This window comes from Neisseria sp. HMSC056A03 (assembly GCF_001815685.1).
In the GTDB taxonomy this organism is placed as follows: Bacteria; Pseudomonadota; Gammaproteobacteria; order Burkholderiales; family Neisseriaceae; genus Neisseria; species Neisseria subflava.
This window is the reverse complement of sequence record NZ_KV821641.1, coordinates 314,319-321,156: the sequence shown is the minus strand read 5'-3', so window position 1 is coordinate 321,156 and position 6,838 is coordinate 314,319. Positions and strand designations below refer to the sequence as shown.

At 50.2% G+C, this 6,838-nt stretch carries 7 protein-coding genes; 2 read left to right on the top strand and 5 right to left on the bottom strand.

What is annotated here, in order from left to right; genetic code table 11:
• The first annotated feature begins 217 nt into the window (after window positions 1-217).
• A complete protein-coding gene (gene ubiG / locus HMPREF3052_RS08590) occupies window positions 218-931 on the top strand; it encodes a bifunctional 2-polyprenyl-6-hydroxyphenol methylase/3-demethylubiquinol 3-O-methyltransferase UbiG (RefSeq protein WP_199900968.1) in 714 nt (237 codons plus the stop codon).
• 157 nt (window positions 932-1,088) lie between these two features.
• Here the strand turns inward: ubiG and HMPREF3052_RS08585 are convergent, their stop codons facing one another.
• Window positions 1,089-1,559, bottom strand: a complete 471-nt coding sequence (locus tag HMPREF3052_RS08585; RefSeq protein WP_070749508.1) for a CYTH domain-containing protein — start codon at window positions 1,557-1,559, stop codon at window positions 1,089-1,091.
• A 38-nt stretch (window positions 1,560-1,597) separates the two neighbouring features.
• On the bottom strand, window positions 1,598-2,017 hold the full coding sequence (locus HMPREF3052_RS08580; protein WP_070749507.1) for a CopD family protein: 420 nt from the start codon (window positions 2,015-2,017) through the stop codon (window positions 1,598-1,600).
• 234 nt (window positions 2,018-2,251) lie between these two features.
• On the opposite strand from HMPREF3052_RS08580, the gene HMPREF3052_RS08575 reads away from it, so the two are divergent.
• On the top strand, window positions 2,252-2,515 hold the full coding sequence (locus HMPREF3052_RS08575) for a hypothetical protein (protein ID WP_070749506.1): 264 nt from the start codon (window positions 2,252-2,254) through the stop codon (window positions 2,513-2,515).
• A gap of 358 nt (window positions 2,516-2,873) precedes the next feature.
• Here HMPREF3052_RS08575 and HMPREF3052_RS08570 read toward each other — a convergent pair whose 3' ends face one another.
• From HMPREF3052_RS08570 to HMPREF3052_RS08560, 3 genes are all read right to left on the bottom strand, one after another.
• Window positions 2,874-4,910, bottom strand: a complete 2,037-nt coding sequence (locus HMPREF3052_RS08570) for a M3 family metallopeptidase (RefSeq protein WP_070749505.1) — start codon at window positions 4,908-4,910, stop codon at window positions 2,874-2,876.
• A gap of 121 nt (window positions 4,911-5,031) precedes the next feature.
• Window positions 5,032-5,898 (bottom strand): hypothetical protein, encoded by an 867-nt coding sequence (locus tag HMPREF3052_RS08565; RefSeq protein ID WP_070749504.1) that lies wholly within the window; start codon window positions 5,896-5,898, stop codon window positions 5,032-5,034.
• Between the two features lie 69 nt (window positions 5,899-5,967).
• Window positions 5,968-6,819 carry a mechanosensitive ion channel family protein gene (locus tag HMPREF3052_RS08560; protein ID WP_070749503.1) on the bottom strand — a complete coding sequence of 284 codons (852 nt, stop codon included), beginning with the start codon at window positions 6,817-6,819 and terminating at the stop codon, window positions 5,968-5,970.
• Window positions 6,820-6,838 lie beyond the last annotated feature (19 nt).

The window sequence follows — 6,838 nt, the reverse complement described above, 5'->3', positions numbered from 1 at the left end:
TGAAGTGAAAGCCGCAGTTGATTACATGGCCAACGAATCCGGCGCTAAATTCTAAATCGTACCGATTGAAACGCACCTTGCCACAAGGTGCGTTTTTTATGGGCAGGCGGATGAAAGTTGAAATAGGGCCGATAAACAGGCAAAGGCCGTCTGAAACATTTTATTTTGAAGCACAATCGGCTAAAATCATGCGAATTATTTTATGCAGGAGCAAACCATGAGCAATCAACACGACAACGTAGATGCCGGCGAAATCGCCAAGTTCAGCCAAATCGCCGACAAATGGTGGGATAAAAACGGCGAATTCAAGCCCCTGCATGACATCAACCCCTTGCGCCTCGACTATATCGACGGCTATGCCGGATTGGCAGGCAAACGCGTGTTGGATGTAGGCTGCGGTGGCGGGATTTTGTCGGAAAGCATGGCCAAACGCGGCGCAGAACACGTGACCGGCATCGATATGGCGGAAAAATCCCTGCAAACCGCCGCTGCCCATGCGGCCAGCCAACATGTTGCCAATATTGATTACCGCTGCATCCGCGTCGAAGACCTCGCCGCCGAGCAGCCGCACAGCTTTGACGTGGTAACGTGTATGGAAATGATGGAACACGTTCCCGATCCGTCCGCCATCGTTCAAGCCTGCGCGAAACTGGTCAAACCCGACGGCATGGTGTTTTTCTCTACCATCAACCGCAATCCCAAATCTTATCTGCATCTGATTGTCGGCGCGGAATATCTGTTGAAATTCGTCCCCAAAGGCACGCACGACTGGAAAAAATTCATCACGCCGGCAGAACTCGCGCGTATGTGCCGCCAAGCCGGATTGGATACCGTCGGCAGCAAGGGCATGACCTACAATTTGTTGAGCGGCCGTTATTCCCTGTGCGACTCGACCGAAGTCAACTATATGGTGGCCTGCCGTCCGGCGTAAGGTTACACGGATAAAGCACACGGGCTTGCCCGATATCTGAAACAGTATGTCGAAAGCCGCTCGATACAAATATCGGTAAGGCAAATCAGGCCGTCTGAAAAGAAAAAAGGCATGTGCGATACATGCCTTTTTTGTCTGTGCAGAGAGGTTGCCGCCCTTATTCCGTCCAAGACGAATACGGATGTTTGCTCAGATACGCATTGGTGAATTTACCGTCTGCCGTGATTTCTTGGCCCAGCCAAGACGGTTTGGGAAACTCGGTATCTTCAGACGGCAATTCGATTTCCGCCACAATCAATGGCGCATTGTCGCCGAAATATTCGTCGATTTCATACACAAATCCCTCAAATTCGACTCGATAGCGGTATTTTTCCATTTTAAACGGGCACATATCCGCCATCATCGCTTGCGCGTGAGCCAGCGGGATTTCGTATTCAAACTCGCTACGCGTCATGTCGGAAATATAGCCTTTCAGGGTCAGCCATGCTTGCGAACCGATAATCCGCACGCGGATGGTGCGCTCTTTTTCCACGCTCAAATAGCCCTGTTGCAACACCAGCGGCTCGCTTGCCGCTTCGCGCCAACTGTCATCCGCCAGCAAAAAGCGGCGTTCGATTTCGACCGTCATGAATTCTTTCCTTATTTACCAAACAGGCCGTCTGAAGATTAAAACGGCTTGAAAACCACCATATAAAGCGCGGCCACCATCATCAATACGGGTAGTTCGTTGAATACCCGATACCAGCGGTGCGAATACATATTGCTGCCGTTTTGAAAACGGCGCAGCAGCAGGCCGCAATAAAGCTGATAAGCCAAGAGCAGCAGGCCGCACAATAATTTAACCGCCAGCCAGCCGTTGCCCCACCAATTGTTTACAAACCCGATGGCCGCGCCGAATATCAGCGTTCCCCAGCCCAAAGGCGACATAAAGCAGTACAGCCGCCGCGACATATCCGTCAGCCGTATATATTCCACGCTGCCAGGCTCTAATTGCGCCAGATTCACATAAATCCGCGGCAGATAAAACAGTCCGGCAAACCAAGAAATTACAAAAAACACATGCAGCAGTTTAAACCACAAATACATTTCAGACGGCCTCAAAACCTAAAACCATTATTTTATCCGCAATACTGCTTAAGCCAAAACAAAATAGTCAAAACAATCCGATTTAGTGCGCCGCAACAATGTGTTGCAGGCACAAATTTACCCAAAAGCCAAATTGTAAATTCCGCAATAATATGCAAATTAAGATATGCACAATGCAAAAAACTTGCTAAAATTCTATGCTATTTAATTATAAAAACATTATGGACGGAAAACATGAAACAATTTGAAATCAGCAACAGCGTCAGGAAAGAGCTTAGCAACTACCTGAATACGCACAATCTAAACCTCAAAGCCGCCATGGATAATGAAACAACCAATGGCGAAGTCGCGGCCATCGTTCATGCAGGATTGCCGGCGATGATTCGGAAAATCTATTCTTTGGAAAAAATGAAAACCTTTTTCTGGACGAAAAAAGATTTGATGATGGAATTTATCAATATGCGTTTGGCAGCCGGCGATAAAAAGAGCAAAAACTAATTTTAGCGTTGAGCAGGGGAGATAGGGGTTTGAAATGCGGACTTCTGTTTTTCTCGAAAATCTTGTTAGGAATAGGGCGCACTTATTGTTCCTAATAAATTTAGACAACCGAAAGGCCATCTGAAATTCAAATGATAGGGCATGGGAACATGCCCTGTTTTTATGGACGGCTTGTCTGCATTGGGGGAAATATTGAGCTTGGTAACCGTTGCGGCGTTCCGCGCTGGGTGGTTTTATCGGCTGAATAGTTTTATTATTTGTTTTGCTGAACATATTGAATTGATTATAAAAAGGCCGTCTGAAACATTTCAGACGGCCTTTAGCGTTGAATCAGCAATTAAAACGGCAGATTTTCAAATCAAGCTGCGTTGTCGAAACCGCTGTGGCGGAGCAGGGCATCCAGGCTTGGTTCGCGGCCGCGGAAGGCTTTGAAGGATTCGGCTGCACTGCGCGAACCGCCGACGGCCAGTATTTCTTTCCAGAAGCGGCGGCCGGTTTCGGCAACGTCGTCGCTTTCTTCAAAAGCGGCGTAAGCGTCTGCACTCAAAACTTCCGCCCATGCGTAGCTGTAATAGCCTGCGGAGTAGCCGCCGGCGAAGATGTGGCTGAAGCTCAAGGCAAAGCGGTTGTATGCCGGCGGTTGGGTTACGGCGACTTCTTGACGCACTTTGTCCAAGATTTGCGGCCATTCTTTCAGACGGCCTTCATCTTCCTGATGGTAGATTTCCATGTCGAAGAGGGCAAATTCCATTTGACGGACGAGGAACATACCGCGTTGGAAGTTTTTGGCGGCGTGCATTTTGTCAAACAGCTCTTTCGGCAATACCGCGCCGGTTTCTTCGTGCGAGGACATTTGTGCCAATACGTCGTATTCCCAAACGAAGTTTTCCATGAATTGGCTGGGCAGCTCGACCGCGTCCCATTCGACGCCGTTGATGCCGGATACGCCCACTTCGTCAACTTGGGTCAACAAGTGGTGCAGGCCGTGGCCGGTTTCGTGGAAGAGGGTGATGATTTCGTCGTGGCTCAAACGCGCTTCTTTGTCGCCAACAGGCGGGGTAAAGTTGCAGACGAGGTAGGCAGTCGGCAGTTGCAGCGTACCGTCGGCGAAACGGCGGCGGCTTTTGTAGCCGTCCATCCATGCGCCGCCGCGTTTGCCTTCGCGTGCGTATAAGTCCATGTAAACGCCGCCGATGGTTTGGCCGTCTTGTTTCAGCTCGAAATAGCGCACGTCTTTGTGCCAAACAGGGACGGTTTTTTCAGCCAGCTCGATGCCGTAGAGTTTTTTGATTTGGGCAAACAGGCCTGCCAATACTTTGCTGATAGGGAAGTATTTTTTCACTTCGGTTTCGCTGAAGGCGTATTTGGCTTGGCGTAGTTTTTCGGCGGCGTAGCTCAAATCCCAAGATTGCGGATCTTCGATATTCAGGCTCTCGCGCGCAAAGGCTTTGATTTCGGCAAAGTCTTTTTCGGCAAACGGTTTGGCGCGACGGGCAAGGTCGTGCAGGAAATTCAGAACCTGTTCGGGTGTATCCGCCATTTTGGTGGCCAGCGACAGCTCGGCGTAGTTTTTGAAGCCGAGCAGTTTGGCGGTTTTCAACGCGTTTGCAAGCGTTTGTTCGACGTTGTCCGTGTTGTCGAATTTGCCTTCGTCAGACAATTCGCTGGCACGGGTAACGTAGGCGCGGTAGATTTGTTCGCGCAGTTCGCGGTTGTCGGCGTATTGGATAACGGCGAGGTAGTGCGGAATCTGCAGGCCGATTTTGTAGCCTGTTTTGCCTTCGCTTTGCGCGGCGGCGGCAAACATGGCGAGGGAGTCTTCAGGGATGCCGGCAAGCGGTGCGGCATCGTCAAAGTAAATGCCGAAAGCGTCGGTCGCATCTTGGATGTTTTGTGCGAATTTGGCACCCAGTTGCGCGCCTTCGGTTTGCAGTTGCGCCAGTTCTGCCTGCTGTTCGGGCGGTAATTCGGCACCGCTGAGGACGAAATCGCGCAAGTCGTGGTTGAGCTTGGTTTGTTGCGCCGGGGAGAGGGTGTCGAATTCGGCAGAATTTTTGATGATTTTGAAGCGGTTGTACAACTCGATGTCTTGACCGATTTCGGTGAAGAAAATGGTGATTTCAGGCATCAATTCGTTGTATACGGCACGCAGCTCGGGCGTATCGACCACGGAGTTGAGATGGGAAACCACGCTCCAAATGCGGCCGACGCGTTCGGTAATATCGGTTAGTTTTTCGACGGTGTTGGCCCAGTCGGTGTGCGTTTGCGCTTTGATGGCGGCGATTTGTTCACGTGCTTCGGCAATGGCGGTTTGCAGGGCGGGCTTGATGTCTTCGGTTTTGATTTGGTCGAAACGGGGTTCTTCGCCCAAGTGGAGCAGGACGTTGTCGCTCATATGGTTTCTCCTGAATAAGATGGATTCAGACGGCCTTGTGGCCGTCTGAAAAGAAAACGATAGGCGTTATATGGTGGCAGACAGGCAGAATTAAAGTGTTCCGCCTATCTATCAGCCAATCTTATTCTGCGCCGCGCGGATTGGCGTGCAACGGTGCAGCCAGTTCGAGGCGCATCGGCGTGCCTTTCGGGGCAAATACGGCATTGGCAATATTGGTTTGCAGGGATTCGGCAAACGAGCCGCGATACACTTTTGCGCCTTGATGGGTCAGGTTGGATTGTACGTCGACGTATACGTCGCCGCCGATTTGACGCCAGAGGTGACAGAAGGTGTAGTCTTCGGACAGATAGCGTTTGCTTTCCGGATCAACCATGCAGTCGAAGAATCGGTAGTGTAGGCCTTTGTCTTCTCTGTTGTAGTCACTGTCGGAGATGTAGTTCAACTCGGGGTAGGCTGCCATCATTTTTTCAAATACGCTGCGCTTGATAACCATAAAGCCGGTTGGCGCATCATGAACTTTCATAAAACCGTCTTCATCGACTTTCAGTACGATTTCACCGTTTTCATTTTTTTCGCTGGTGTTGACGGTATAAGAAGTGTACATGCGCTCGAAGTCGGCTTGTGTCGTGCCGGCCGGAACGCCTTCTTCAGGCCAGTTTTCGCGTTTGAGCGGATAAACGCCGGCTACAACGTCTTTGTCGGCCAAAAGCAGGCGGTAGAATGAATCGGGAGAAAAGCCGATGTCGGAGTCAATCCAGAATAAATGCGTCCATTCTTTGTTTTCTAAGAATGTGGCCACGCAGTTGTTGCGCGCGCGCGTAATCAGGCTTTCGCCGCGTTGCATCATTACTTGAAGCGGCAGGCCGTGCGAGGCGTTGGTGTGGACGATGTTCAGAAGTGAGAGGGTGTAGTTGTGGAAATATTTGCCGTCATGGCTGGGGGTCATGATTACAGGGTACATTTCGGCAAGGGCTGATTCGGGCAACATGAGTTTTCCTTATTGTTGATTGTGAATTTGGGTATTGTAAGGGATTTGATAGTATATATATAAACTTGGCTATTTTAATTTATTGATTAATTGGTATTGCGTGCGCAAGAATTCGTCCAAAACCGCCTGTTGGATTTCCAAGCGTTTGGCTACGGGCGAGGCAAAGCGCACGATGATGTTGTACACCTTATCGTCATGTGGCACGCGGGATACACGCGGCTGGGCGGCGGGCGTGATAAACAATTTTTGGGTTTGCACGTTTTCCAAATGCTGTTTGATGGCAGGGACATAAGGCTCGCACAAGGGCTCAAGAACGTCTTTCAGACGGCCTATGATTTCGTCCGAATCCAAATGAATCGGCACGGGAATTTCCACCGTATGAATCACATAATCGCCCAAAATATTGTCGCGGCGCACGGTGTGGCTCAGAAGTAAGCTGTTGGGAAACGAGAGCGTTTTGCCGGAAAGCTGGCCAATCAACGGATTTGGGCCTATTTGCATCATCAGCGTGTTCAGCATATTGATATCGACCACCCGTCCGCGCAGGCCGTTGATTTCGATATAATCGCCGATGGAATATTGTTTAGTCACCGAGCGCAGGATGCTGCCGGACAAACACATAATCAATTCTTTGGTTGCTACCACAATCGCTGCGGCTACCGCAAACATCGACAACGCCAACGTTTGAATCTGCGCCGCCCAAATCATCGCCAGCCCGAACAAGAGCAGCAGCATGGTGATGTTGCGGCTGACCACCAGCGAACGGCGTTTGTTTTCAATGCTTAAATCCGGATGGCTGCGAAAATGAGCCGAGAGTAAAATGCTGCGCCCGGCAATGATGGCCACAATCATCAAAGCCGATTTGATGATTTCTTCACTGACAGGCAAAGCGTTTAGCCATTCCTGTATGGTGTTCCACATAATACTGTTTCCTTTCCCT